The sequence below is a fragment of the Micromonospora sp. NPDC050417 genome, from assembly GCF_044458865.1.
GTDB lineage: Bacteria > Actinomycetota > Actinomycetes > Mycobacteriales > Micromonosporaceae > Micromonospora_G.
On record NZ_JBITIH010000023.1, the window covers coordinates 87,761 to 114,732 of the forward strand.

The 26,972-nt window shown below is 70.7% G+C and carries 19 protein-coding genes, 2 tRNA genes and 1 pseudogene; 21 read left to right on the plus strand and 1 reads right to left on the minus strand.

Going from position 1 to position 26,972, the window contains the following annotated elements:
* The first annotated feature begins 56 nt into the window (after window positions 1-56).
* The 16 genes from ACIBF5_RS26445 to ACIBF5_RS26520 all read left to right on the plus strand — a co-directional run bounded on the left by ACIBF5_RS26445 (window position 57) and on the right by ACIBF5_RS26520 (window position 22,001).
* Window positions 57-1,235 (plus strand): ROK family protein, encoded by a 1,179-nt coding sequence (locus ACIBF5_RS26445; RefSeq protein WP_396815572.1) that lies wholly within the window; start codon window positions 57-59, stop codon window positions 1,233-1,235.
* Window positions 1,232-2,800 carry a sugar ABC transporter ATP-binding protein gene (locus tag ACIBF5_RS26450; protein WP_396815573.1) on the plus strand — a complete coding sequence of 523 codons (1,569 nt, stop codon included), beginning with the start codon at window positions 1,232-1,234 and terminating at the stop codon, window positions 2,798-2,800. Before ACIBF5_RS26445 ends, ACIBF5_RS26450 begins: the two co-directional genes overlap by 4 nt.
* Window positions 2,797-3,867 (plus strand): ABC transporter permease, encoded by a 1,071-nt coding sequence (locus ACIBF5_RS26455; RefSeq protein WP_396815574.1) that lies wholly within the window; start codon window positions 2,797-2,799, stop codon window positions 3,865-3,867. Before ACIBF5_RS26450 ends, ACIBF5_RS26455 begins: the two co-directional genes overlap by 4 nt.
* Before the next feature lie 94 nt (window positions 3,868-3,961).
* Entirely contained in the window at window positions 3,962-5,011 is a 1,050-nt protein-coding gene (locus tag ACIBF5_RS26460) for a substrate-binding domain-containing protein (protein WP_396815575.1), read from the plus strand.
* 51 nt (window positions 5,012-5,062) lie between these two features.
* Window positions 5,063-6,247, plus strand: coding sequence for a Gfo/Idh/MocA family protein (locus ACIBF5_RS26465; RefSeq protein ID WP_396815604.1), 1,185 nt, complete (start codon window positions 5,063-5,065; stop codon window positions 6,245-6,247).
* 794 nt (window positions 6,248-7,041) lie between these two features.
* Window positions 7,042-8,220, plus strand: a complete 1,179-nt coding sequence (locus tag ACIBF5_RS26470) for an inositol-3-phosphate synthase (protein ID WP_396815576.1) — start codon at window positions 7,042-7,044, stop codon at window positions 8,218-8,220.
* An 11-nt stretch (window positions 8,221-8,231) separates the two neighbouring features.
* Complete coding sequence (locus ACIBF5_RS26475; RefSeq protein WP_396815577.1) at window positions 8,232-9,092, plus strand: SCO3242 family prenyltransferase; 861 nt, start codon at window positions 8,232-8,234, stop codon at window positions 9,090-9,092.
* A complete protein-coding gene (locus ACIBF5_RS26480) occupies window positions 9,089-10,123 on the plus strand; it encodes a sugar phosphate isomerase/epimerase family protein (RefSeq protein WP_396815578.1) in 1,035 nt (344 codons plus the stop codon). The genes ACIBF5_RS26475 and ACIBF5_RS26480 overlap by 4 nt, the downstream gene beginning before the upstream one ends.
* The gene (locus tag ACIBF5_RS26485) at window positions 10,123-10,773 is read left to right on the plus strand and encodes an EboA domain-containing protein (RefSeq protein ID WP_396815579.1); all 651 of its coding nucleotides are present in this window, start codon (window positions 10,123-10,125) and stop codon (window positions 10,771-10,773) included. The genes ACIBF5_RS26480 and ACIBF5_RS26485 overlap by 1 nt, the downstream gene beginning before the upstream one ends.
* Before the next feature lies 1 nt (window position 10,774).
* Window positions 10,775-11,638: a TatD family hydrolase gene (locus tag ACIBF5_RS26490; RefSeq protein ID WP_396815580.1), complete on the plus strand. Its 864-nt coding sequence runs from the start codon at window positions 10,775-10,777 to the stop codon at window positions 11,636-11,638.
* Window positions 11,638-12,828 (plus strand): metabolite traffic protein EboE, encoded by a 1,191-nt coding sequence (gene eboE / locus ACIBF5_RS26495; protein ID WP_396815581.1) that lies wholly within the window; start codon window positions 11,638-11,640, stop codon window positions 12,826-12,828. Before ACIBF5_RS26490 ends, eboE begins: the two co-directional genes overlap by 1 nt.
* Window positions 12,829-12,856: 28 nt before the next feature.
* Entirely contained in the window at window positions 12,857-14,251 is a 1,395-nt protein-coding gene (locus ACIBF5_RS26500) for an alkaline phosphatase family protein (RefSeq protein ID WP_396815582.1), read from the plus strand.
* Window positions 14,248-15,315, plus strand: a complete 1,068-nt coding sequence (locus ACIBF5_RS26505; RefSeq protein ID WP_396815583.1) for a polyprenyl synthetase family protein — start codon at window positions 14,248-14,250, stop codon at window positions 15,313-15,315. The genes ACIBF5_RS26500 and ACIBF5_RS26505 overlap by 4 nt, the downstream gene beginning before the upstream one ends.
* Window positions 15,316-15,615: 300 nt before the next feature.
* Window positions 15,616-18,489, plus strand: coding sequence for a PQQ-dependent sugar dehydrogenase (locus tag ACIBF5_RS26510; protein ID WP_396815584.1), 2,874 nt, complete (start codon window positions 15,616-15,618; stop codon window positions 18,487-18,489).
* A 93-nt stretch (window positions 18,490-18,582) separates the two neighbouring features.
* Window positions 18,583-20,715, plus strand: a complete 2,133-nt coding sequence (locus ACIBF5_RS26515; protein ID WP_396815585.1) for a ThuA domain-containing protein — start codon at window positions 18,583-18,585, stop codon at window positions 20,713-20,715.
* 278 nt (window positions 20,716-20,993) lie between these two features.
* Window positions 20,994-22,001 carry a sugar phosphate isomerase/epimerase family protein gene (locus ACIBF5_RS26520; RefSeq protein WP_396815586.1) on the plus strand — a complete coding sequence of 336 codons (1,008 nt, stop codon included), beginning with the start codon at window positions 20,994-20,996 and terminating at the stop codon, window positions 21,999-22,001.
* Between the two features lie 144 nt (window positions 22,002-22,145).
* Here ACIBF5_RS26520 and ACIBF5_RS26525 read toward each other — a convergent pair.
* Window positions 22,146-22,448: pseudogene (locus ACIBF5_RS26525) on the minus strand (hypothetical protein); the annotation flags it as partial.
* A gap of 260 nt (window positions 22,449-22,708) precedes the next feature.
* On the opposite strand from ACIBF5_RS26525, the gene ACIBF5_RS26530 reads away from it, so the two are divergent.
* The 5 genes from ACIBF5_RS26530 (at window position 22,709) to ACIBF5_RS26550 (ending at window position 26,652) form a co-directional block, all read left to right on the plus strand.
* A tRNA-Asn gene (locus ACIBF5_RS26530) sits at window positions 22,709-22,781 on the plus strand.
* A 75-nt stretch (window positions 22,782-22,856) separates the two neighbouring features.
* Window positions 22,857-25,010 carry an MMPL family transporter gene (locus ACIBF5_RS26535; protein ID WP_396815587.1) on the plus strand — a complete coding sequence of 718 codons (2,154 nt, stop codon included), beginning with the start codon at window positions 22,857-22,859 and terminating at the stop codon, window positions 25,008-25,010.
* A complete protein-coding gene (locus ACIBF5_RS26540) occupies window positions 25,000-26,241 on the plus strand; it encodes an FAD-dependent oxidoreductase (protein ID WP_396815588.1) in 1,242 nt (413 codons plus the stop codon). The genes ACIBF5_RS26535 and ACIBF5_RS26540 overlap by 11 nt, the downstream gene beginning before the upstream one ends.
* Window positions 26,242-26,381: 140 nt before the next feature.
* A tRNA-Ile gene (locus tag ACIBF5_RS26545) sits at window positions 26,382-26,458 on the plus strand.
* Window positions 26,459-26,478: 20 nt separating this feature from the next.
* Window positions 26,479-26,652, plus strand: a complete 174-nt coding sequence (locus ACIBF5_RS26550) for a hypothetical protein (RefSeq protein WP_396815589.1) — start codon at window positions 26,479-26,481, stop codon at window positions 26,650-26,652.
* The last annotated feature ends 320 nt before the right edge of the window (window positions 26,653-26,972 follow it).

Below are 26,972 nucleotides of genomic sequence, written 5' to 3' on the forward strand. Positions count from 1 at the left end.
CACAACACCTCGGCGTTGCGTCGATGTGAACAGACCCGACCGGGAGGTGAGTCCACGTGCGTACGGCGGAACCACTCCACCTCCGGTTGCTGCGACTGCTCCGAGATCAGGGAGCCGTCTCCCGCGCCGAACTCGCCGACCGGTTGGAAATGCCCCGCCCGCGTCTGCTCGCCGAGCTGGATCGGTTGGTGAACGCCGGCTACGTCGCCGAGGCGGGACTCGCCGCCTCGCGCGGTGGCCGACGCTCCACACTGGTCGAACTCAACCCCGGGCTGCGGTTCGCCGCGGTGGACCTGGGCGCCAGTTCGATCGACGTCGAGGTCGTCAACGGGCGGCTCGAACCCGTCATCGCGTACGCCGAGGCCAGTGACATCCGGTCCGGCCCGAAGGTCATCCTGCAACGGGTCAACGAGCTGCTGCAGAAGGCCAAGGTCGAAGGCGCGTACGAGCGGCTCGACGCCGTCGGCATCGGCGTACCCGGCCCGGTGAGCTTCCGGGACGGGGTTCCGGTGTCGCCGCCGATCATGCCGGGTTGGGACCGCTTCCCGGTGCGCGAACTGCTCACCCGTGAGCACAAGTGCCCGGCGGTGGTGGACAACGACGTCAACATAATGGCGATCGGGGAGCGGCACGGCGGCGTCGCGCACTCCGTGGACGACTTCCTCTTTGTCAAAATCGGCACCGGTATCGGGTGCGGGATCTACCTGGCCGGTGAGGTCTACCGGGGCACCGACGGCTGTGCCGGCGACATCGGCCACATCCAGGTCGACTCCCACGGACCCATGTGTTCATGTGGCAACGTCGGCTGTCTGGAGGCGCTGTTCAGCGGTGCCGCCATGGCCAAGGACGCCACGGTCGCGGCTCGCAGTGGCGCATCACCGGTGCTGGCCGAGCGGCTCGCGGCGAGCGGTGCGGTCACCGCCCTGGATGTCGCCGAGGGCGCTGTCGAGGGTGACGTGACCTGCATCCGACTCATTCGTGACGGCGGGCGGCGGGTGGGCGGAGTTCTCGCCGGCCTGGTCAGCTTCGCCAATCCATCGATGATTGTCATCGGAGGGGGGCTGGCCCAGTTGGGTCACATCCTGCTCGCGGAAATACGCAGCGTGGTCTACCGGCGGTCGCTGCCGCTGGCCACCGGCAATCTGCCGGTGGTGCTTTCCGAACTCGGCCCCCGCGCGGGGGTCACCGGCGCCGCGGTACTCGCCAGCGACGTCGCCTTCGGGGAGGCATTGTGAGCGAGCAAGCCATTACCGAACAACCAGATAGCGCGGGCAAGCAGGCCGAGATCGTCCTGCGCCTCACCGACGTGGTGAAGACCTTCCCCGGCGTACGTGCCCTCGACGGGGTGCAGCTCGAAGTCCGCGCCGGCGAGGTGCACTGCCTGCTCGGGCAGAACGGCGCCGGCAAGTCCACTCTGATCAAGGTTCTCTCCGGTGCGCACCAGCCCGACTCGGGCCAGGTCGAGTGGCTGGGAGAGCCGGTCAGTTTCGCCAACCCGCAGGCCGCGATGAAGGCCGGCATCGCCACCATCTACCAGGAACTCGACCTGGTCGAGGACCTGTCGGTGGCCGAGAACGCCTTCCTCGGCCACGAGCCCCGCCGGCTCGGCTTCGTCCGTCGGGGCAGGATGGAACGCCAGGCGAACGGCATCCTCGGTCGGCTCGGCCACGGCGAGATCCCGTCGAGCCGGATGGTCCGGTCGCTGCCGGCCGCCGGCAAGCAGATCGTCAGCATGGCCCGCGCGCTCTCCCACGACGCCCGGCTGATCATCATGGACGAGCCGAGTGCGGTGCTCGCCCACGACGAGGTCGGCAACCTGTTCCGGATCATCCGGGAACTGACCGCGCAGGGCATCGCGGTCATCTACATCTCGCACCGGATGGACGAGATCCGCGAGATCGGTGACCGGGTCACCGTCCTCAAGGACGGCCGGACCACCGCGGCGAACCTGCCCGCCCAGACCACCCCCACCAAGGACCTGGTCAGCCGGATGACCGGCCGGAACATCGAGTACGTCTTCCCCGAGCGGCCCGCCGAAACCGAAGCCGAGACCACCGAACTGCTCCGCGTCGAGGGGCTGGGCCGGGAGGGCGAGTTCGTCGACATCTCGCTCAGCGTCCGACCGGGCGAGATCGTGGGCATCGCCGGACTGGTCGGCTCCGGCCGCTCCGAACTGCTCGAATGCATCTACGGCGCGCGGCGGCCCCAGACCGGGACGGTCACCATGAACGGGCGCGCCCTGCGTCCGGGCAGCGTCGGCGCGGCCGTACGGGCCGGCATGGGAATGGCACCGGAGGAGCGCAAGAGCCAGGCGCTGCTGCTCGGCGAACCGATCTACCGCAACGTCACCCTGGCCACGTTCAGCCGCTACGCCCGGCTCGGCTTCACCGACGCCGGCAAGGAACTGGCCGAGGCGGAGGGCATCGCCGAGGCGCTGGAGCTGCGTCCGCGCGACGTACGACGGGCCGTACGCACCCTTTCCGGCGGCAACCAGCAGAAGGTGGTGGTCGGTCGCTGGCTGCTCGGCGACACCCGGCTGCTGCTGCTCGACGAGCCGACCCGGGGCGTCGACGTCGGCGCCCGCGCCGAGCTCTACCAGGTGATCCGCAGCCTTGCCGCCCGTGGTGTCGGCGTGCTGCTGGTCTCCAGCGAGGTGCCCGAGGTGCTCGGCCTGGCCGACCGCGTGCTGGTCATGCGGGAAGGACGGGTGGTGCGCGAGGCGCCGGCTGGCGAACTTGACGAAGACACGGTGCTCGACCTCGTCATGTCGGGGTCGCTGATGGAAGGTGCGCCAGCATGAGTGACGCGACCGCGACCGCGGTGGCCGAGACCCCGCAGCACGGCGGCGCCACGCCCCCGGCCAAGGGCGGCAGATGGCGTGGCGACCTGGGCGAGTCCATCACCCGCAACCTCGGTCTGCTGGGCGTACTGGCGCTGCTGATCATCATCGGCGCGGTCACCCAGCCCGACCTCTACGGCGACTCCTCCTGGGTGTGGAGCAACGTCCTGTCGATCCTCCAACTCGCCTCCGTGGTGGGTGTGGTCACCGTCGGCATGACCTTCGTGATCATCGGTGGCGGCATCGACCTGTCGGCGGGCGCGATCGTGGCGCTGGCCGGGGTCTGGGCCACCACCGTCGCCACCCAGAGCTACGGCGCCGTCGGCATGATCTTCACCGCGATCATCGTCGGTACGATCGTCGGCCTGGTGAACGGGGTGTTGATCTCGTACGGCCGGTTGGTGCCGTTCATCGCCACCCTGGCCATGCTGGTCGCCGCCCGGGGCCTCGCCGCCCAGATCTCCAACAAGCAGACCCAGGTCTCGGCCAACACCTTCATCAACGGGATCGCCGCGAACAAGTTCCTCGGTATCCCGATCCTGGTCTACATCTTCGCCGGGGTGGTGATCGTCGGCTGGGTGCTGCTCAACCGCACCACCTTCGGTCGCCGTACGGTCGCCGTCGGCGGCAACCCCGAGGCGGCCCGGCTCGCCGGCATCAACGTCAAGTGGCACAGCCTGCTGCTCTACGCGCTCTCCGGGCTCTGCTGCGGGATCGCCGCGATCATGCTGACCGCCCAGGCGAACTCCGCCCAGGCGGCCATGGGCAACCTCTACGAACTCGACGCGATCGCCGCCGCGATCATCGGCGGGACGCTGCTCAGCGGCGGCCGGGGCACCATCGTCGGCTCCGTGCTCGGCGTCATCATCTTCGCCACGATCACCAACCTGTTCGCGATCAACGGCCTTCCGGTCGAGATCCAGAACATGGTCAAGGGCGGCATCATCGTCGCCGCCGTACTGATCCAGCAGTTCCGGTTCAAGTCGGTCACCCAGTTCTTCGCGCGGAACAAGGTCACCACGACCTGAGGCACCGCAACCCTCCAGGTGACGTCGCAGTCAGGCGCTCGCCGGACCCAACATATCCGCACACCCCACCCTTCAAAGAAAACAGGAGGTCGTTATGACCCAGCAAGCGCGCGACCTGTCGCGCCGCCGGCTGATGTTCGGCGGGGCCGCGCTCGGCGCCGGTGCCCTGCTCACCGCCTGCACCAGTAACGAAGCTTCCGCGCCGGAGGGCCAGACCAAGGTCGCCGACGCGTCCGCCGCCGCACCGGGCAAGCCGGTCACCATCGGCTTCTCCGCCCCGGCCGCCGACCACGGCTGGCTGGCCGCCATCACCACCAACGCCAAGGCGCAGGCCGGGCTCTACTCGGACGTCACCTTCAAGACGGTCGAGGCCGGCGCCGACGCACCCGCCCAGCTCGCCGCGCTCCGTACGCTGATCGCGCAGAAGCCGGACGTCATCGTCCTGCTCCCGCACGACGGCAAGGAGCTCAACGCGTTCGGCCTGGAGGCCATGAAGGCCGGCATCCCGGTGGTCAACCTGGACCGCGCGTTCCCGGACGCGCTCGCCTACCGGCTCCAGATCAAGGGCGACAACTACGGCATGGGCGTCTCCGCCGGCAAGTACATCGGCGAGCAGATGAAGGCCAAGAACATCGCCAACCCGATCATCGGTGAGATCCCGGGGATCGACTCGCTGGAGCTGACCCAGGAGCGCTCGGCCGGCTTCAAGGCCGAACTCGCCACCTTCGGCTTCAGCGTGGCGCGGCGGATCCCGGCGGAGTTCACCGCCGACACCGGTCGGGTGGCCGCCTCGCAGTTGCTCCAGGCGCTGCCGAAGATCGACGCGATCTGGAACCACGACGACGACCAGGGCATCGGTGTGCTGGCCGCGATCACCCAGGCCAACCGCAGCGAGTTCATCATGGTCGGCGGGGCCGGGTCCAAGGCCGCGATCGACGCGATCGGGGCCGACAACAGCGTGCTGAAGGCGACCGTCACCTACAGCCCCTCGATGGCATCCTCGGCGATCACGCTGGCTCGCCTGATCGGTCAGGGCAAGGGCATGTCCGACCTGGTCGAGCTGCAGGTCCCGAAGGAGATCACTCTCACTTCGGAGACCATCACCAAGGAGAACGCGAGCACCTACACCAAGCTCGGGTTCTGATCTAAGGGGAGGCCCACCTTGTCCACTGTAGAAAGCGAGCTGCGGGTCGGCATGGTCGGCTACGCGTTCATGGGAGCCGCGCACTCACAGGCGTGGCGCACCGTGAACCGCGTGTTCGACCTGCCGACACGAGCCCGGATGGCCCTGATCTGCGGCCGGGACGAGTCGAAGGTGGCCACGGCCGCCAACCGGCTCGGCTGGGACGGGCACACCACCGACTGGCGTGACCTGATCAACCGGGACGACATCGACGTGGTCGACGTCTGCACCCCGGGCGACAGCCACGCCGAGATCACCATCGCGGCGTTGGCGGCGGGCAAGCACGTGCTGTGCGAAAAGCCGCTGGCCAACTCCGTCGAGGAGGCTCGGGCCATGGTCGCCGCGGCGGCCAAGGCACAGGCGGTCGGAGTGCGGTCCATGTGCGGGTTCAACTACCGCCGGGTCCCCGCGGTCACCCTCATGCGCAAGCTGGTCGAATCCGGCCGGCTCGGCGTGATCCGGCACGTGCGTGCGGTCTACCTCCAGGACTGGATCGTCGACCCGCAGTTCCCGCTGGTCTGGCGGTTGCAGCGGGACAGGGCGGGTTCCGGTGCGCTCGGCGACATCGGTGCGCACATCATCGATCTGACCCAGTACGTGACCGGACAACGGATCACCGGGGTCAGCGCCATCACCGAGACGTTCATCAAGGAGCGCCCGTTGTCGGCGGAGTCCAGCGGGCTCGCCGCCTCCACCGGCAACGGCTCGGTCGAAGCAGTCGCCACCGGTGAGGTCACCGTCGACGACGCCGCCGTCTTCGTGGCGCGGCTCGACGGCGGCGCCATCGCCACGTACGAGGCGAGCCGCTTCGCGACCGGGCGCAAGAACGCGCTGCGGGTCGAGATCAACGGATCGCTCGGCTCGGTGGTGTTCGACCTCGAACGCCTCAACGAGCTGGAGTTCTACGAGGCCACCGGCCCTGCGGCCGGACAGGGCTTCAACCGCATCCTGGTCACCGAAGGCGACCACCCGTACATGTCCGCGTGGTGGCCGCCGGGACACATCATCGGCTACGAACACTCGTTCACCCACGAGATGCGTGACTTCCTGGAGGCGATCGCCACCGGGACCGACCCCACCCCGTCGTTCGCCGACGCCCTCCAGGTCCAGCTCGTGCTGGACGCGGTGGTGCGCTCGGCGGAGCTGGGATCGTCGTGGACCGAGGTCGAGCCCACGCTCGTCACGGTCGCCGCCTGACCCGGCAACACCGCGGCACCGACCGGCCGCGCCGCCCGGCGCACCGGTAGGTCCGTCCCACGGTTTCCACCATCCGAACCGTGGGGGTGCGTGCCAACACCCCCACCCGAGCGGCTTTCCGGATCGACCAGCGAGGGTCCGGTCGCGGTTGCGCCCCGCGACCGGAGCAGGGTCGACCCGGAGGGCGTACGCACCGCGAGTCCAGCCGGACCGCGAAGGGCGTACGGAGGTAACGCGGTCGTCCGGTACGGCCGGACCGGGATTCCCCGGCCGTACCGGGCGCCAACAGCCACACCGGTCCCGACCCCCTCGGGGCTGCCACCCACACCGGTCCCGACCCCTCCGACCGCCATCCCTCTCCACCGGCCCCGACCCCCGGGGTCCGCAGACGAACCGGACGACATTCCCGTGGGCTACGCCGTAGCCCGGGGTACGGCCCGGGGCCCCCGTCCCGGACCGCATCCGACGACAACTACATCAGGGAAGGACTCCGGCTGGCGCGGCGCTGCGGTACCGCCGCCGTACCAGCCGGCACGACGCGGGGGAGGCAAGGTCGCGACGCCGACCGACCTTGCCTGCCAGCCCCGTCCGCCCGTACCTGCCGGGTTTTGCGAACAACGCCGTTGCCGCCGACTCCGGCGCTGTTCGTGGAACGCCATCCGCGCAGGTCGGGCGGGCGGGGTGCTCTTCCACCACGCCGTTGACTTTCCAGCACGCCAGTATTGATACCGGCACATCTGTCAACCCCCGACGGGTGTCGCCGCGCAGTTCCCCGCGCGAGGAAGGAGCACAACATGCGTACGGGAATCTGGCTGGTGGGCGCACGCGGCTCAGTCGCCGTCACCAGCGTGGTCGGGGCTCTCGCCCTACGAGCCGGGCTCGTCGAGCCGACCGGCTGCGTCACCGAACTACCCGCGTTGCGTAGCCCGGCCCTGCCCGGCTACGCCGACCTGGTCTTCGGCGGTCACGACATCGCACCCACCCCCATTGTCAAGAAAGCGGAGGCGCTCGCCACCGCCGGCGTCCTGCCGGCCCGGTTGGTGACCGCCCTCCCGGACGAACTGGCCTCGGTCGAGGACGAGATCCGTCCGGTACCCGCCGCCGCGCGGCAGGCCGACGTCATCGCCGCCCTCGTCGCCGACCTCACCAGCTTCCGTGACCGGCACCGGCTCGACCGGGTGGTGGTGGTGAACGTCTCCGCCACCGAACCGGCCCCGGCGCCGCACCCCGGCCACACCGACCTGGCCGCACTCGAACAGGAGCTGGCGACCGGGGCGACGGTGCTGCCGCCGAGTTCCGCGTACGCGTACGCGGCGTTCACCGCTGGCTGCTCCTTTGTGGACTTCACCCCGTCGACCGGTGCCCGACTTCCCGCACTGGCGGAACTCGCACAGCGGGAGCGGGTGCCGTACACCGGGCACGACGGCAAGACCGGGGAGACCCTGGTCAAGTCGGTGCTCGCACCGATGTTCGCGCTGCGCAACCTGAAGGTGCGTACCTGGTCCGGGGTGAACCTGCTCGGTGGCGGCGACGGCGCCAACCTGGCCGAACCCGCCGCCAACGCGGCCAAGGCGGCCAGCAAGCAGCGGGTGCTCGGCGAGACCCTCGGGTACGTGCCGGAGGGCAACACCCGGATCGAGTACGTCGACGACATCGGCGACTTCAAGACCGCCTGGGACTTGATCACCTTCTCGGGTTTCCTCGGCACCGCGATGCGGATGGAGTTCACCTGGCACGGCTGCGACTCGGCGTTGGCCGCGCCGCTGGTGCTGGACCTGGCCCGGCTGACCGCGACCGCGCACCGCACCGGGCGCAGCGGCCCCCTCGGTGAGCTGGCCTTCTTCTTCAAGGACCCGCTCGGCGCCGGACCGCACTCGCTACCGGAACAGTGGGCGACCCTCTGCGCCTTCGTCCGCCAACTCGACGCCGACGCGTCCGGGGCGGCGGTCCCGCCCCCCGTGGAACAGGGCTGAGGTGCGCCGACATGCCCACCCTGGCTGACCTCGCGGAGCTGGTCCGGGCCCCGGCCGCGCTCTCCGTCCCCGGTGACGTGGTGGCCGGTGCCGCCGCCGCCGGGGTGCTGGACCGGAAGGTGTCGGCGCTCGCCGGTGCCTCGGTCCTTCTCTACTGGGCCGGAATGGCGGCCAACGACTGGGCCGACCGCCGGCTCGACGCGGTCGAGCGGCCGGAGCGGCCGATTCCGAGCGGCCGGATCACCCCGGGCACCGCGCTCGGTGTCTCCGCCGGGCTGACCGCTGCCGGCCTGGCCGTCGCCGGCCTCGCCGGTGGTCGCCGGGCGCTCGCCGTGGCGGTGCCGCTGGCCGGTGCGATCTGGGCGTACGACGTGGCGGCCAAGAACACCGCCGCCGGTCCCGCCGTGATGGCCGCCTGCCGGGGGCTCGACGTGCTGCTCGGCGCGAGCGGTGGCCGACCTCTGCGGGCGGTGCCGGCTGCGGTGACCGTGGCCGCGCACACGTACACCGTGACCGAACTGTCCCGCCGCGAGGTCAGCGGCGCCGACCGTACCCTGCCCCGGGTGACCCTGGCCGGCACCGCCGCGGTGGCCGCCGCCGCGGTCGCCGGTCCCCGCCGCAGCGGTTGGCGGGCCTGGGTTCCCGCCGCCCTCACCGCCTGGTACGTCGGCCAGTACGGCACCGCCCAGGTGCGGGTCGCCACCGACCCGGCCGCGCCCCAGGTCCGGGCCGCGGTTGGGGCCGGCATCACCGGCCTGCCGGCGTTGCAGGGCGCACTGGTCGCCCGAACCGGTGCCGGCCTGCTCGGTCTCGCGGTCGCCGCAGCGGCACCACTCGGGCGGCGCCTGGCCCGGAAGCTGTCCCCGACATGAGCACCGGCCTGCGCTTCGGCTACGGCACCAACGGCTTCGCCAACCACCGGCTCGACGACGCCCTGCGGGTCATCGCCGATCTGGGTTACCAGGGAGTGGCGCTCACCCTCGACCACGACCACCTCGACCCGTTCGCACCCGGCCTGGCGGTACGGGTGGCCGCGCTCGGCAACCGCCTCGCCGAACTGGACCTGGGCCTGGTCATCGAGACCGGGGCCCGTTACCTGCTCGACCCGTGGCGCAAGCACGCCCCGACGCTGCTCGACGACGACCCGGCGCTGCGGATCGAGTTCCTCCGCCGGGCCGCGGCGATCGGGGCGGACCTGGGCGCCGAGGCGGTGTCGTTCTGGGCCGGGGTACGCCCGGCCGAACTGGACGAGACCAGTGCCTGGGACCGGCTCGTCGCGGGCTGCGCCGAGGTGGTCGACGCCGCCGACACGGCCGGGGTGACCCTCGGTTTCGAACCGGAACCGGGCATGCTGGTGCCGGACATCGCGGCCTGGTGGCGGCTGCGGCACGCCCTCGGCGCACCGCCCGGCTTCGGCATCACGCTCGACATCGGACACTGCCGGTGTCTGGAACCGCAGCCGGTGCCGGACTGTGTCGTCGAGGTCGCCGCCCACCTGGTCAACGTGCAGATCGACGACATGCGTCGGGGCGTGCACGAGCACCTGGAGTTCGGCACCGGCGAGATCGATTTCCCGCCGGTGCTGCGGGCCCTGGCCGACAGCGGTTACACCGGGCTGGTCGCGGTCGAACTGCCGCGCGACTCGCACGCCGCACCGGCCGTCGCGGCCCGTTCGGTCGACTTCCTGCACACCGCCGCCTGGCAGGCCGGGGTGCCGGTCGAACCCACCGGTCGCACCGGCCTACCAACCGGCGTCGGGCCGCGTTTCGGGCCGGGCGGCGGGCCGCGCGTCGGGCCGGGCGGCGGCAGCTCGGGCGGCGGCGGATCCGCCGGCGTCACCAGCGAGCCGGTCAGCGTGGCCGCCACCGTGGCACGCCCCGCCGGCGCAGAAGGGGAGGCGTGATGGAACCGGACCAGCTACGGGCCGCACTGGCGGCCGTACCCGACCCGGACTGGCTCGACCAGGCGCTGCGCGGCGTCGCGACCGACCCGGAGACGGTCGGGCGGCTCTTCGCCGTCGCCGGCCGTCGCTGCGGTCGGGCGCCCCTGCCGGACGCGCCCGGCTGGACCGCCGACGACGCCACCCGCGCCCTGCTGCTGACCATGCTGCCGGCCGACCGGGTGGTCGGGCAGGTGGAAACCCTCTACCGGTACGGCGACGCGGCGGAGAAGCGGGCCGTCCTGCGGGCCCTGCCGTGGCTGCCGGTCGGCGCGAACGGCGTGCCGCTGCTGCACGACGCGATCCGGACCAACGACACCCGGCTGGTCGCCGCCGCGCTCGGCCCCTACGCCGCACACCTCGACGCCGCCACCTGGCGTCAGGCGGTGCTCAAGTGCGTCTTCATGGAGATTCCGCTGACCGTGGTGGATCAGCTCGATGAGCGGGCCGACGACGAACTGGAGATCATGCTCGCCGGGCTGGACGAGGAACGCCGCGCCGCCGGCCGCACCATCCCGGCCGACGCCTCCGCCCTGCTGGCCCGGCTGCGTACGACCGGCACCCCGGTCTCGTCCGCCGCCTCGTCGCCCGTACCGAACACGAAGGAGGCGTGACATGCGCATCTTCGACCCGCACATCCACATGACCTCACGCACCACCGACGACTACGAGCGGATGGCCGCCGCCGGGGTGCGCGCCCTGGTCGAGCCGGCGTTCTGGTTGGGGCAACCGCGCACCAGCGCGGGATCGTTCGCCGACTACTTCGACTCGCTCGTCGGCTGGGAACCGTTCCGGGCCAGCCAGTTCGGCATCCGCCACTACGCCACCATCGCGCTCAACCCGAAGGAGGCGAACGACCCGCGCTGCCGGGAGGTGCTCGATCTGCTGCCGCGTTACCTGGACAAGGAGAACGTGGTCGCGGTCGGCGAGATCGGGTACGACTCGACCACCCCGGAGGAGGACGAGGCGTTCACCGCCCAACTCGCCCTGGCGGTCGCGTACGACCTGCCGGCGCTGGTCCACACTCCGCACCGGGACAAGGCCCGGGGCACCGAGCGGAGCATCGCCGTGGTCGCCGAGTCCGGCATCGAACCCGGACGGGTGTTGATCGACCACCTGAACGAGGTCACCGTCGAGGCGGTCCGCGACTCCGGCTGCTGGGCCGGGTTCTCCATCTACCCGGACACCAAGATGTCGCCGCCCCGGATGGTGGAGATCCTGCGCAAGTACGGCACCGAGCGGATGCTGGTCAACTCGGCCGCCGACTGGGGCCGGTCCGACCCGCTGCTGACCCGGGTCACCGGCGACGCGATGCTCGCCGCCGGTTTCACCGACGACGACGTCGACCAGGTGCTCTGGCGCAACCCGATCGAGTTCTACGGCCAGTCCGGCCGGCTCGACCTGGCCGAACTGGAGGGGGCGGTGGCCGGGCCGGCGCCGACCTTCGAGGGGAACTCGATCCTGCGCGGAGGTAGCTGATGCGGTTACGCCATCAGGACGGGCAGACCGTCCACCTGAGCTACTGCACGAACGTGCACCCGGCCGAGGACCTGGCCGGGGTGATCGCCCAGCTCGACACGTTCGCCGAGCCGATCCGACGCCAGCTCGACACCGACGTACTCGGCCTGGGGCTCTGGCTGGCCGCGCCGGTGGCCGCCGCTCTCGCCGCCGACCCGACGCTGCGACGCAAGCTGCGTACGGAACTCGACGCGCGGGGGCTGGAGGTGGTGACGCTCAACGGTTTCCCGTACCGCTCGTTCCAGGCACCGGTGGTGAAGCTCGGTGTCTACCACCCGGACTGGACCGCGCCGGAGCGGCTGGAGTACACGCTCGACCTGGCCCGGGTGCTGGTCGACCTGCTTCCCGACGACGCCGCCCGAGGCTCGATCTCCACCCTGCCGCTGGCCTGGCGCACGCCGTGGACACCGGCCCAGGCGGGGGCCGCCGATCGTACGTTGGAACAGCTCTCCGCCGGACTGGCGGCGATCGCCTGGCAGACCGGGCGGGCCGTCCGGGTCGGTTTCGAGCCCGAACCCGGGTGCGTGGTGGAGAGCACCGCGCAGGCCGCCACCCAGCTCGCCCGGGTGGACACCGACCGGCTCGGGGTCTGCCTGGACCTGGCCCACCTCGCCTGCGCCTGGGAGGAGCCGGCACAGGCGTTGGAGCGGCTGCGTCAGGCGGGGCTGCCGGTGGTGAAGGTGCAGGTCTCGGCCGCGCTCCAGGCGGACGATCCGGCCGCGGCGGCCGAGCAGTTGGGCGGGTACGTCGAGCCGCGTTTCCTGCACCAGACCCGGGGCAGCGGCTGCGCCGGTGCGGCCGACCCGGCCCACCCGGCGCACGCCACGGACGACCTCGACGCGGCCCTCGCCGGCGAGCTGCCCGGGGCCTGGCGGGTGCACTACCACGTGCCGTTGCACGCCGACCCGGAGCCGCCGTTGCGGGCCACCACCCCGGTGCTGCGCAGCGCCCTGCGCGAGCTGCTCGGCGGGGGGAGCGCCGGCTGTGACCACTTCGACGTCGAGACGTACACCTGGGGGGTCCTGCCCGCGGCCCGGCGGCCGAACTCGGACGCCGAACTCGTCGGCGGCATCGCGGCCGAACTGGCCTTCGCCCGCGACGAGCTGGTCGACCTCGGCCTGACCCCGGTATCCGCCCCGGTGCGGGCATGACCGCGCTTTTCTGGCAGGAGAGATGAACATGGCACCCCTCGTTGTGATCAACGTGGTCGGGCTGACCCCCCGACTGCTGGCCCACATGCCCCGGTTGCGGGCCGTGGCCGAGACCGGGTTCGAGGCGGAGCTGGGTACGGTGCTGCCGGCGGTCACCTGCTCCGCGCAGGCCACCTTCCTCACCGGCGCCCCGCCGAGCGAGCACGGCATCGTCGGTAACGGCTGGTACTTCCGTGACCTGGGCGAGGTGTTCCTCTGGCGGCAGCACCACGCGCTGATGGGCGGCGAGAAGGTGTGGCAGGCGGCCCGGAAGGAGCAGCCGGGCTACACGGTGGCGAACATCTGCTGGTGGTACGCGATGGGCGCCGACGTGAACTGGACCGTCACCCCGAGGCCGATCTACTACGCGGACGGGCGCAAGGAGCCGGACTGCTACACCGACCCGCCGGAACTGCACGACGAGCTGACCAGCAAGCTCGGCGGGTTCCCGCTCTTCACGTACTGGGGGCCGGGGGCCGGGCTGCCGTCGTCGCGCTGGATCTGCCAGGCGGCACAGCAGGTGATGGCCACCCACGACCCGGACCTGACCCTGGTCTACGTCCCGCACCTCGACTACGACCTGCAACGGTTCGGGCCGGGTTCGGCGGAGGCGGCTGCCGCCGCGGCGAAGCTGGACGGGGTGCTCGGTCCGCTGCTGGACGCGGCCCGCGCCCGGGACGCCACGGTGGTGGTGCTCTCCGAGTACGGCATCACCGACGCCTCCCGGCCGGTGGACGTGAACCGGTTGCTGCGCCGCGAGGGGTGGCTCCGGGTCTACACGCAGGACGGAATGGAATACCTGGACCCGTGGACGTCGAAGGCGTTCGCGGTCGCCGACCACCAGATCGCGCACGTCTACGTGAAGGACCCGGCCGACGTGGCGGAGGTGGCGAAGCTCTGCGCCGCCCTGCCCGGCGTGGCCGAGGTGCTCGACGCCGACGGCAAGGCCCGGTACGGCCTCGACCACGAACGCGCGGGTGAGCTGGTGCTGGTGGCGGAGCCGGACGCCTGGTTCACGTACTACTACTGGTTGGACGACGCGGTCGCGCCGGACTTCGCCCGACTCGTGGAGATCCACCGCAAGCCCGGGTACGACCCGGCCGAGCTCTTCTTCGACCCGGAGGCACCGGGCGCGGCGAAGCGACGGGCCGGGGTGGCGCTGGCGCGCAAGAAGCTCGGCATGCGTTACCTGATGAGCGTGGTGGGGCTGGACGCCGGGGCGAGGGCCGTACGCGGCTCGCACGGCCGGTTGCCGGCGGACCCGGCCGACGGCCCGGTGCTGCTCTGCTCCGCCCCGGGAGCGGCCCGGGACAAGGTGGAGGCGACCGAGGTCAAGGGCCTGCTGTTGGAGCTCGCCGGTATCGGCACGCGGGAGGGGTCGTGACCGCGACGGCGCCGCTGACCGACGCGGCGGAGTTGCGGAAGCGGTTCGACGCCCAGTTGTCGGCGTTCCTGGAGCGACAGGATCCGGACTGGCCGGACGGGGCGCCGCGCGGTGTTTTCACCACCCTGCACCGGTTCGTGCTGGCTGGCGGGAAGCGGCTGCGCCCGATGTTCTGCTACTGGGGCTGGCGCGGTGCGGGCGGGGTGGACGACACCCCGATCGTGGTGGCGGCGGCGGCGTTGGAGCTGTTCCACGCGTTCGCGCTGATCCACGACGACATCATGGACGGCAGCGACCGGCGCCGGGGTGAGCCGTCCGTGCACCGGCTCTTCGCCGACCTGCACACCCGTTCGTCCTGGCGCGGTGACCCGGCCTCGTACGGGCGCAGCACCGCCCTGCTCTGCGGTGACCTCTGCGCGGCCTGGGCGGACCAGATGTTCCACGAGTGCGGGCTCAGCGCCGACCAGGTGCACCAGGGGTACGGCGTCTTCGCGAACATGCGTACCGAGGTGATCGCCGGCCAGTACCTGGACCTGGTTTCCGGGGTGGGGGACGGGTCGGTGGCGAGCGCGTTGACGGTGATCCGGATGAAGGGTGCCCGCTACACGGTGACCCGGCCGTTGCAGATCGGGGCGGCGCTGGCCGGTGCCGGGCCGGAGTTGCTGAGCGCGTTCGCGGCCTTCGGTGACCCGCTCGGGGACGCGTTCCAGCTCCGGGACGACGTGCTCGGGGTGTTCGGGGATCCGGCGGTGACCGGCAAGTCGGTGCTCGACGATCTGCGGGAGGGCAAGCCGACGGTGATGATGGCGTTGGCCCGGGGCAGTGCGGACCGGGAGCAGGCGCTGCGGTTGAAGGAGTTGTTCGGCAACCCCGACCTCGATCCGGAGGGGGCGGCCGAGTTGCGTGGGATCATCCTTGACACGGGCACGCTGGACCGGATCGAGCAGATGATCCGGGTCCGTACGGACGCCGCGCTGGCGGCATTGGTGGACGCCCCGGTGTCGGGACAGGCGAAGGCGCAGTTGGCGGCGCTGGCCGCGGAGGCGACCGACCGCCGGCACTGAGCGCAACCGGACGGCGACTTTTCTCCGATTGAGCAAAAGTCCAGTTCCGGAACCCAGAAGCTATGGACACATCCACGTATGGAAATTAGTGTCACTCCGAACACGGAGTTGTTACGTCGATGTGACCGGCGGCGCGGTTAACCCATCGACCGGTGACCTCGTCCGGTGCGCTCGCACCGGGCGCGATCACCACCCGGCGGGAGTGACATCCCACCGGGTCGGGTTCAACCGGCTACGGCATCCGGCGCGACGGCGCGCGTCCTGCCTGGCAGTCAACTGCTCAGGAAGGGAAGCACTCAAATGTCCACATTGGACAAGGTAGGAATCCGACCCGGGCGATGGCAGACAGCGGGATCAGCCCTGCTGCTCGTCGCCGCGACCCTCACCACCGTGGTCACCACCACCACGACCACCGCCACCCCGGCGCAGGCCCACCCGATCAGCGCGGCCGACTTCCAGCAGGTCACCCTGGCCCGCGGTGAGGCCGAGGTCGGCGAGCCGATGACCATCGCCGTACTGCCCGACCGCTCGGTCCTGCACACCGCCCGCAACGGCACACTGCGGCGCACCGACGCCAACGGGACCACCGCCGTGGTCGGCACCCTGCCGGTCTACACCCACGACGAGGAAGGACTCCAGGGCGTCGGCGTCGACCCCGGCTTCGCGACGAACCGGTTCATCTACCTCTACTACGCCCCGCCGCTTTCCACCCCGTCCGGCGACGCCCCCGCCACCGGCACGAGCTGGACCGCCTGGCAGGGCGTCAACCGGCTCTCCCGGTTCACCGTCAACGCCAACTGGACGCTGAACATGGCGAGCCAGGTCAACGTGCTCGACGTCGCCGCGGACCGGGGCATGTGCTGCCACGTCGGTGGCGACATCGACTTCGACGCCGCCGGCAACCTCTACCTCTCCACCGGTGACGACTCCAACCCGTTCGACTCGGCCGGCTACTCGCCACTGGACGAGCGGACCAACCGCAACCCGGTATTCGACGCCCAGCGCTCCGCCGGCAACACCAACGACCTGCGCGGCAAGATCCTGCGGATCAAGGTGAACGCGAACGGGACGTACTCCATCCCGGCCGGCAACCTCTTCGCCCCGGGCACCGCGAACACCCGGCCCGAGATCTACGCGATGGGCTTCCGCAACCCGTTCCGGATGAGCGTCGACAAGACCACCGGTTACGTCTACGTCGGCGACTACGGGCCAGACGCCGGCTCCACCAACGCCAACCGGGGACCGAGCGGCCAGGTCGAGTTCAACCGGGTCACCTCGCCCGGCAACTACGGCTGGCCGTACTGCACCGGCACGAACACCACCAGCGAGACGTACAACGAGTGGACCTTCCCCGACGGCCCCGGCAACGCCAAGTTCAACTGCACCGGCGGCCCGACCAACAACTCGTTCCGCAACACCGGCCAGACCACCCTGCCGGCCGCCCGCCCCGCCTGGATCCGGTACGCCGGTGACGCCGGCACCCCGCCGGAGTTCGGCGGCGGCTCCGAGTCGCCGATGGGCGGCCCGGTCTACCGCTACAACGCCTCGAACCCCTCCACCACCAAGTTCCCGCAGTCGTTCGAGGGACAGTTCTTCGCCGGTGAACTCGGCCGGGGCTGGATCAAGCCGATCCACGTCAACACCGACGGCTCGGTCGGCACGATCGACACCTTCCCCTGGGTCGGCAAGCAGGTCATGGACATGGCGTTCGGCCCCGACGGCGCGCTCTACGTCCTCGACTACGGCACCGGCTACTTCAACGGCGACGCGAACTCGGCCCTCTACCGGTTCGACTACATCGCCGGCGGCAACCGGGCCCCGACCGCGGTCGCCTCGGCCAACCGGACCTCCGGTGCCGCCCCGCTCGCGGTGACCTTCTCCTCGGCCGGCTCGTCCGACCCCGAGGGAAGCGCGCTGACCTACTCCTGGGCGTTCGGCGACGGCACCACGTCGACGGCGGCGAACCCGACCAAGACGTACACCGCCAACGGCACCTACACCGCGACCCTGACCGTCCGGGACCCGGCCGGCGCGACCGGCAGCGCGAGCGTGATCATCAGCGTCGGCAACACCGCCCCGACGGTGACCATCAACGCCCCGGCCAACGGGCAACTGGTCGCCTTCGGCGACGCGGTCCCGTTCCAGATCACGGTGACCGACCCGGAGGACGGCACGATCGACTGCTCCCGGGTCAAGATGACGTACGTGCTCGGCCACGACACCCACGGCCACCAGATCACCTCGGCCAACGGCTGCACCGGCACCATCACCATCCCGACCGACGGTGAGCACGACGACGCGGCGAACATCTTCCCGATCTTCGACGCCGAGTACACCGACAACGGCGGGCTGACCACGCACACCCAGCACACCCTCCAGCCGAAGCGCCGCCAGGCGGAGCACTTCAAGACCTCGTCCGGCATCAACACCTTCACCAAGACCCCGGCCGAGGGCGGCCGTACCGTCGGCGACATCAACAACGGCGACTGGATCGCGTTCGAGCCGTACCGGCTCGCCAACGCCACCTCGTTCAGCGCCCGGGTCTCCTCGGCCGGCTCCGGCGGCACCCTCCAGATCCGGGCCGGATCCGCCACCGGCACGGTGCTCGGCTCGGCGACCGTACCGGTCACCGGCGGCTGGGAGACGTTCACCAACGTCACCGGCACCATCACCAACCCGCCGGCCGGCGCCACCACGCTCTACCTGACCTTCGCCGGTAGCGGCACCGGGGCCCTCTACGACCTGGACGCCTTCACCTTCACCACCGGCACCGGTGGCCCCAACCCCAACCCGGGCACCGGTCCGATCGTCGGTCTGGCCGCTAAGTGCCTGGAGGTCGACGGCGGCGGGACCGCCGACGGCACCCAGATTCAGATCAACGCCTGTGCCGGTACGCCGCGTCAGACGTGGACGGTGCAGGGGCAGACGCTGCGGGCGCTCGGCAAGTGCCTGGACATCTCCGGTGGCGGCACCGCCAACGGCACCAAGATCCAGCTCTGGACCTGCAACGCGACCGGCGCCCAGAACTGGGTCCCCCAGGCCGACAGCACCCTGCGCAACCCCACCACGGGCAAGTGCCTGGACGTGTCGAACAACAGCTCCGCCAACGGCCAGGACGTGCACCTCTGGGACTGCATCACCACCGCTCCCAACCAGAAGTGGACCCTCCCGTAACCGCACCCCACCCCCTGTAAGGAAGGGCCCCTTCTTATCGCTTTCCGTATAGGAAGGGGCCCTTCCTCACTCGCCCTAGGGAGAGAGCACCCCATGCGCAGACTCCTCCGACCCGTCCTCGGTACGGCGATGGCGGCACTCGCCGTCATCGCCTGCACCACACCCGCCACCCCGGCCAGTGCCGCCGACGCCCCGTACGACGTCCTGGTCTTCTCCAAGACCGCCGGCTTCCGGCACGACTCGATCGCGGTCGGCACCCAGGCCATCCGCGACCTCGGCGCGGCGAACAGCTTCACCGTCACCGCCACCGAGGACGCGAACGCCTTCACCACCGCCAACCTCGCCCAGTACGAGGTGGTCGTCTTCCTCAACACCACCGGAGACGCGCTCAACGCCACCCAGCAGACCGCCTTCGAGTCCTACATCCGCAGCGGCAAGGGGTACGTCGGCGTGCACGCCGCCGCCGACACCGAGTACGGCTGGCCGTTCTACGGCAACCTCGTCGGCGCCTGGTTCGACTCGCACCCGGCGATCCAGCAGGCGAACGTCAAGGTGGAGAACCGGGCCACCGCGGCCACCGCCACCCTGCCGCAGACCTGGACCCGCACCGACGAGTGGTACAACTACCGGACCAACGTCCGGTCCACCGCCCGTGTGCTCGCCACGCTCGACGAGTCGTCGTACTCCGGGGGCGGGATGGGTGCCGACCACCCGCACTCGTGGTGCAAGACGTACGAGGGCGGGCGGTCGTTCTACACCGGCGCCGGGCACACCCAGTCGACGTACGCCGAGCCGGCGTTCCGGGCGCACCTGCTCGGTGGCATCCGGTACGCGGCCGGCCGGTCCAAGGCCGACTGCCGGCCGGAGACCGGGTACACCACCCTCTACAACGGTTCCACCACCGGCTGGTCGCAGGCGGGCCCGGGCAACTTCACCAACACCGACGCCACCCTCACCTCGGTCGGTGGCATGGGCCTCTACTGGTACAGCGCGAAGCAGTTCTCGTCGTACTCGTTGAAGCTCGACTGGAAAATGGACGGTGACGACAACTCGGGCATCTTCATCGGTTTTCCGTCCTCGACCGATCCCTGGTCGGCGGTGGACAACGGGTACGAGATCCAGATCGACGCGACCGACGCGGCCGACCGCACCACCGGCGCGGTCTACACCTTCAAGTCGGCCGACATCGCCGCCCGGGACGCCGCGCTGAACCCGCCGGGGGAGTGGAACAACTACGAGCTGCTGGTCGAGGGCGAGCGGCTGCGGATCTACCTCAACGGCGTGCAGATCAACGACTTCACCAACACCAACCCGGTCCGGTCGCTGGCCGGCTACATCGGCCTGCAGAACCACGGTACGGGCGACGACGTGTCGTTCCGCAACGTACGGATCAAGGAACTCGGCACCCAGCCACCGAATCCGCCGACCGGTAACACCACCGTGCAGGCCGAGGCGTTCAACTCGACCGGTGGCGTGCAGGTGGTCGGCAAGACCGGCGCGAACGGTGGCTCGACCATCGGTTACATCGACAACGGCGACTGGGCGGCGTACAACGGGCTGGACCTGACCGGGGTCACCTCCTTCCGGTCCCGGGTCGTCTCCGGCGGCGCCGGCGGCACCATCCAGGTCCGTACCGGTTCGACCACCGGTCCGATCCTCGGGTCGGTGGCGGTGCCGAACACCGGCGGCTGGAACACCTTCGCCGACGTCACCACCAACCTGTCGAACGTGCCCGCCAGCACCCAGAACCTGTACCTGACCTTCACCGGCAGCGGCACCGGCCTGTTCGACGTGGACGACCTCACCCTGGTCCGTGGCGGTGGTGGCCCCGGCCCGACCCCGGGCACCGGTCCGATCGTGGGTCTGGCCGGTAAGTGTCTGGAGGTCGACGGCGGCGGGACCGCCGACGGCACCCAGATTCAGATCAACGCCTGTGCCGGTACGCCGCGTCAGACGTGGACGGTGCAGGGGCAGACGCTGCGGGCGCTCGGCAAGTGCCTCGACATCTCCGGTAGCGGCACCGCCAACGGCACCAAGATCCAGCTCTGGACCTGCAACGCGACCGGTGCCCAGAACTGGGTGCCGAACGCGGCCGACAGCTCGCTGCGTAACCCCACCACGGGCAAGTGCCTGGACGTGTCGAACAACAGCTCCGCCAACGGCCAGGACGTGCACCTCTGGGACTGCCTCGGCGCGGCCAACCAGCGCTGGACCCTCCCGGCGTAACGCTCGCAGTGCAAGGAAGGGCCCCTTGTTAACGCCACGGCGTTAACAAGGGGCCCTTCCTTGCATCCGAACCGGGGAATAGAGTGGGTCTTGGCAACCCAGGAGACCGCCGGTGAGCAGCGGGAGGCGCAACCCGCTCGCCCAGGTGCGTAGGCACACGCCGGCCCCGCCTCCTCCGGTGCGCCGTACGGCCGGACCGGCCTCCCTCGCGCCCGTCCACGGACACCGCCTTCGCGGTGTCCGTCGGGAATCCCAGGTATCCGACAGGGAGAAGGACAATGGCGCGACCCATCACGCTCTTCACCGGCCAGTGGGCCGACCTCCCGTTCGAGGAGGTCTGCCGGCTCGCCTCCGAATGGGGCTACGACGGCCTGGAGATCGCCTGCTGGGGCGATCACTTCGAGGTCGACAAGGCCATCGCCGACGAGTCGTACGTCGAGCGCAAGAAGGAAACCCTGGCCAAGTACAACCTCCAGGTCTTCACCATCTCCAACCACCTGCTCAGCCAGGCGGTCTGCGACCACCCGATCGACGAGCGGCACCAGGGGATCCTGCCCGGCCGGATCTGGGGCGACGGGGAACCCGAGGGGGTCCGCCAGCGGGCCGCCGAGGAGCTGAAGGACACCGCCCGCGCCGCCGCGAAGCTCGGGGTGAAGACGGTTGTCGGCTTCACCGGTTCGTCGATCTGGCACACCCTGGCCATGTTCCCGCCGGTCCCGCCGTCCATGATCGAGAAGGGGTACGAGGACTTCGCCAACCGGTTCAACCCGATCCTCGACGTCTTCGACGAGGTCGGCGTCCGGTTCGCGCACGAGGTCCACCCCAGTGAGATCGCGTACGACTACTGGACCACGAAGAAGACCCTCGACGCGATCGGGAACCGGCCGGCGTTCGGGCTCAACTGGGACCCGTCGCACTTCGTCTGGCAGGAACTCGACCCGGTGAACTTCATCTTCGACTTCGCCGACCGGATCTACCACGTCGACTGCAAGGACGCGAAGGTACGTACCGGCGATGGTCGGCGCGGCCGGCTCGCCTCCCACCTGCCCTGGGCCGACATGCGCCGGGGCTGGGACTTCGTCTCCACCGGCCACGGCGACGTCCCCTGGGAGGACTGCTTCCGGGCACTGAACGCGATCGGCTACGACGGCCCGATCTCGATCGAGTGGGAGGACGCGGGTATGGACCGCCTCGTCGGCGCCCCGGAGGCGCTCCAGTTCGTCCGCCGGCTCGCGTTCGACGCCCCGGCCGCCGCGTTCGACGCCGCCTTCGCCAGCAAGGACTGACGTACGGGCCGACGCGCACACCCGCGCGACGCTGGGCCGGTCGCCGATGGCGGCCGGCCCTTGCCGTACCCGTCGCGCCCGATCCCGGGTGAGGAGGGGGCCCTTCCTATACAGAAAGCGATAACAAGGGGCCCTTCCTTACGGGGTGGTGCCCCGGGTGGCCGGAGTCGTCGTCGACCCGGCGCCGGTGGAGGTCAGTTCGGTGGTGCTGCCGTTGGTGGCCTGGCCCAGCTTCTCGCCGAGCCGGGTGTGGCTGAGCCGGTCCTTGCCCTCGGCGTAGAGCCGGTTGGCCTGCGCCTGGGCCACCCCGGCCGCCTCCTGCACCGTCGGATGGTCGAGCACCTTGCGGCCCCGGACGACCAGTTCCTCGTACTTCTCCCGGCCGGCGCGGGCGCCGAGGACGAAACCCGCTGCCAGCCCGCCGATGAACCACAGCTTTCCGCGCATGGCGGCTCCTTCCGTGCCTGACGCGCCGTTGCGCCCTCCGAGGTCCGGATGGGCAACTTCGCCGCGCCTGCGTCGTCTGTGCTCAGGTACCTACCCATACTCCTGGAAGCTCATGCCTGTTCGTGGCAGGCGCGACATTTTGTCCGGATATCGGAGGGGCCAGCTTCGCCGATAACCCCCTAGCGCACACCCCCCGGAAGTCCTGTACTCTTATGCCGTCGCAAGGGCGCCGGAGAGATCCAAATCCGGCAACCGCACGATCCCCTGTAGCTCAATTGGCAGAGCAGCCGGCTGTTAACCGGCAGGTTTTTGGTTCGAGTCCAAACGGGGGAGCTTTCTCCACAATCCCGCCCGTCGGCCACGCCGACGGGCATCGTCGTATCCAGGGAGATCCGGCGGGGGTGGGAGATGTGGGGCATCCGGCAGCACCGCGCCATCGGCACGCTGGTCGCGGTCGCGGTGGTGCTCGGCTGGCTCGCGCTCGCCGCGTTCGCCGGCCCATACAGCGGACGCCTGAGCGACGTCGCCATCAACGACAACGCCGCCTTCCTGCCCGCCGACGCCGAAGCCACCCGGGCCGACCGGTTGGCCAACGACTTCACCGACCGGCAGACCACCCCGGCGCTGGTGGTCTACGAACGGACCAGCGGCATCACCGACGCCGACCGGCAGAAGGTGACGGGCGACGCGACCCGGTTCGCCCAGGTCCCGGGGGTGGTCACCCCACTGCCACCGCCGGTGCCGTCCGAGGACGGGCAGGCGGTGCAGCTCATCGTGCCGATCGACGCCAGCGGCAACGCGGGCGACCGGATCCAACGGGCCGTCGACGACCTGCGCGACGTCACCGGGCCGGGCGCCGACGGCCTCGTCGTCGAGGTCGCCGGACCGGCCGGACTCCTCACCGACCTGGTCGCCGTCTTCTCCTCGATCGACGGGCCGCTGCTACTGGTGACCCTCGTCGTGGTGCTGGTGATCCTGCTCATCGTCTACCGCAGCCCGGTGCTCTGGGTCATCCCGCTGCTCGCCGCAGGCGTCTCGTACGTGGTCGCCACGCTCGCCGTCTACGTCCTCGCCTCGAACGACGTGATCAAGCTCAACGGGCAGGCCCAGGGCATCCTCACCGTGCTCGTCTTCGGCGCCGGCACCGACTACGCGCTCCTACTCATCGCCCGCTATCGGGAAGAACTGCACCACCACCCCCGTACGCTCGACGCGATGATCGCCGCCTGGCGCGGCGCCGGCCCGGCCATCTTCGCCTCCGGCAGTACGGTCATCGCCGGGCTGCTCTGCCTGCTCCTGTCCGACCTCAACTCCAACCGGGCGCTCGGCCCAGTCACCGCCGTCGGTGTCGGCGCGACCCTCGTGGTCATGCTCACCTTCCTTCCCGCGCTGCTGCTGCTCGGCGGCAGGTGGGCGTTCTGGCCTCGGGTTCCGCACGCCGGCACCACCAACCAGCCCGGCGGACTCTGGCAGGCCGTCGGCGCCTTCGTCGGCCGCCGCGCCCGGCTGATCTGGCCGATCACCGCCGCGGTGCTGATCGCGCTCGCCGCCGGCCTGACCCAACTCGGTGCCACCAGCCTCAGCCAGGTCGACCAGTTCACCGACCCGACCGGATCGGTAACCGGGCAGGAAATCATCGACCGACACTTCCCGGGCGGGCTCGGCAGCCCCACCACCATCTTCGTCAGCGCCGACCGAGCCGACCAGGTCGCCGCCGCCGCCCGTGCGGTGCCCGGCGTGGCGCGGGTACAACCACTGACCGCCGCGCCCGGTGCCGGTGGTCAGGCAGCCCCGTCGGCGGGCACAGCCGCCCCACCCAAGGTGGTCGACGGGCGGGTCCAACTGCAGGCGACCCTCACTGAGGAAGCCGACACCGGCGGGGCCCGGCAGACCGTACGGAAGCTACGCGAAGCCGTACACGCGGTGCCGGGTGCCGGCGCGGTCGTCGGTGGCTTCACCGCGATCACCGTCGACACCAACGACGCCGCCACCCGGGACCAGAACGTGATCATCCCGACCGTGCTCGGCGTGATCGCGGTGATCCTCGCCCTGCTGCTGCGCTCACTGCTCGCCCCACTGCTGCTCATCGTGACCGTGGTGCTCTCCTTCGCCGCCACCCTGGGACTCTGCGCGGTGCTGTTCAACCACGGTTTCGGCTACCCCGGGGTGGACTCCTCGTTCCCGCTCTTCGCGTTCGTCTTCCTGGTCGCCCTCGGGGTCGACTACAACATCTTCCTGATGAGCCGGGTACGCGAGGAGTCCCTGAAACACGGCACCCGGTCCGGGGTCCTGCGCGGGCTCCGCGTCACCGGGGGTGTGATCACCTCCGCCGGGGTGGTGCTCGCCGCGACCTTCTCGGCGCTGGCCGTACTCCCGTTGGTGGTCCTGGTGGAACTCGGCCTGGCGGTCGCCCTCGGCGTCCTCATCGACACCATCGTGGTTCGCTCACTGCTGGTCCCGGCCCTCGCCCACCACATCGGACCGGCAATCTGGTGGCCGAGTCGACTGCGCCGCGTCGACCAGCCGGACCAACCCGAATACCGTGCCCGCCATGCCCGCTGACACCGATGTGGTGATCGTCGGAGGCGGCCTCGCCGGCCTGGCCGCCGCCCGCCGACTGCACCGGGCCGGCGTCCCCTGGCTCCTGGTCGAGGCGGCCGAACGGCTCGGCGGCCGGGTCGCCACCGACCGGGTCGACGGCTATCTGCTCGACCGGGGCTTCCAGGTGCTGAACACCGGCTACCCCCGGCTCGGCACCCTGCTCGACCTCCACACCCTGCGGCTCGGATTCTTCACCGCCGGCGTCCTGGTCCGCCGCAACGGCCGACTGCACCGACTCGGCAACCCGCTACGTGACCCGATCGCGGCGCCCCTGTCGGCGTCGGCCGACATCGGCACCTTTCGTGATCGGCTCCGACTCGCCGCACTCGCCGCGAGCTGCGCCGCCACCCCGGTGCGCCGCCTGCTCGACACACCCGAGCAGAGCACCGAGCGGGCCCTGCGCCGGGCCGGCCTCTCCGACCGGATCATCGAGGAACTGATCCGGCCGTTCCTCTCCGGCGTACTCGCCGACCGGGCCCTGGACACCTCCAGCCACGTCGCCGCGCTGATCGCCCGTTCTTTCGTGCGGGGCAGGATCGGGGTACCCGCGGACGGGATGGCAGCCCTGCCGGCGGCGGTCGCCGCACCTCTGCCCCGTACCCTGCTGCGACTCGGCACACCGGTCACCTCGATCAACCCCGGCCGGGTTCGCACCCCGGACGGCGAGATCCGCTGCCGGGCCGTCCTGGTCGCCACCGACCCGGGTACGGCAACCAAGCTGCTGCCCTCCCTCGGCCCGGTACGCACCCGCGCTCTCACCACCTACTACCACTCGGTCGGTGCCGCGCCGCTGGACGAACCGGTCCTGCTGCTCGACGGCGACCGGCGGGAGATTGTGGCGAACACGGTCGTGATCAGTCACGCCGCACCGACGTACGCCCCGCCCGGTCGGCACCTGGTGGCCACCTCGGTGGTCGGCCCCACCCCGCCGTCGGAGCCGATCGTCCGCGCCGAACTGGCCCGGCTGTACGGGTGCCGTACGGACCACTGGGAGCACCTGGAGACGGTACGTCTACCGGCCGCCCTACCGGCGGCTCCGCCGAGGCAGGGCCGGCTGCGCCAGCCGGTCGAGCTCGGCGACGGGGTGTTCGTTGCCGGAGACCATCGGGACAGTCCCTCGATCCAGGGTGCTCTGGCCAGCGGCTGGCGGGCAGGCGCCGCCATCGTGCGCCATCTGGTGCCCGGGAGCTGAGCCGTCGCCAAGCTGTCTGCCCCCGCTGTTATTCTCGCGATGCCGGTCCCGTCCGCGAGGTCGCGCGGCCGGGTGCGTGCCACCGCCCGTGCGCGGTCAGTGGGCGCGAGGGCGCGCGGGTTACCATTCCCGCACCACAAGGGGTGGTAGCTCAGCAGGTTAGAGCAGGGGACTCATAATCCCTCGGTCGCGGGTTCGAGTCCCGCCCGCCCCACCAGGCGTAGCGTTGTGCGATACGTGGGTCGGTCGAGGTGCCGGCTGGCGCTCCGGTTCGGTGAGGTCGCCTGGACCACGCCCGCCGACCGGACCACGGACTACGTCTTCGACCGGCGACGGATGCTCTCCTTCGACGGCAACACCGTCCCGTACCTCCCGTACGCCCTCCGCCCGGACCCGGTCCATCTTCCGTAGCGCCGCCAGGCGCCACGGCGCCACCTGGCGCCGCCTGGCGGAGAGAACCCACCGTCTGTGCCAGCCGGGGCCGGTGCCTTCGTGGAATCTGGTCGTCAAGCCCGTCCGGGCTCCCCGCCGACCTGCGACGGACCTGTCGGCGCATCTCCGTCCACCTCGTCACATGCCACGGATCGAGTTGATCAGAAACGGGTAACGGCGATGGGGAAGGTCTTGCGGTTACGCCCCGTCGGCTGACGTCAATGCGTTCGAAGCACCACAACAACGTGAAATACGCCGTCAAAGCGTGCCGCTTCTGCTCGGGTCTCCAGGTGAGAAGT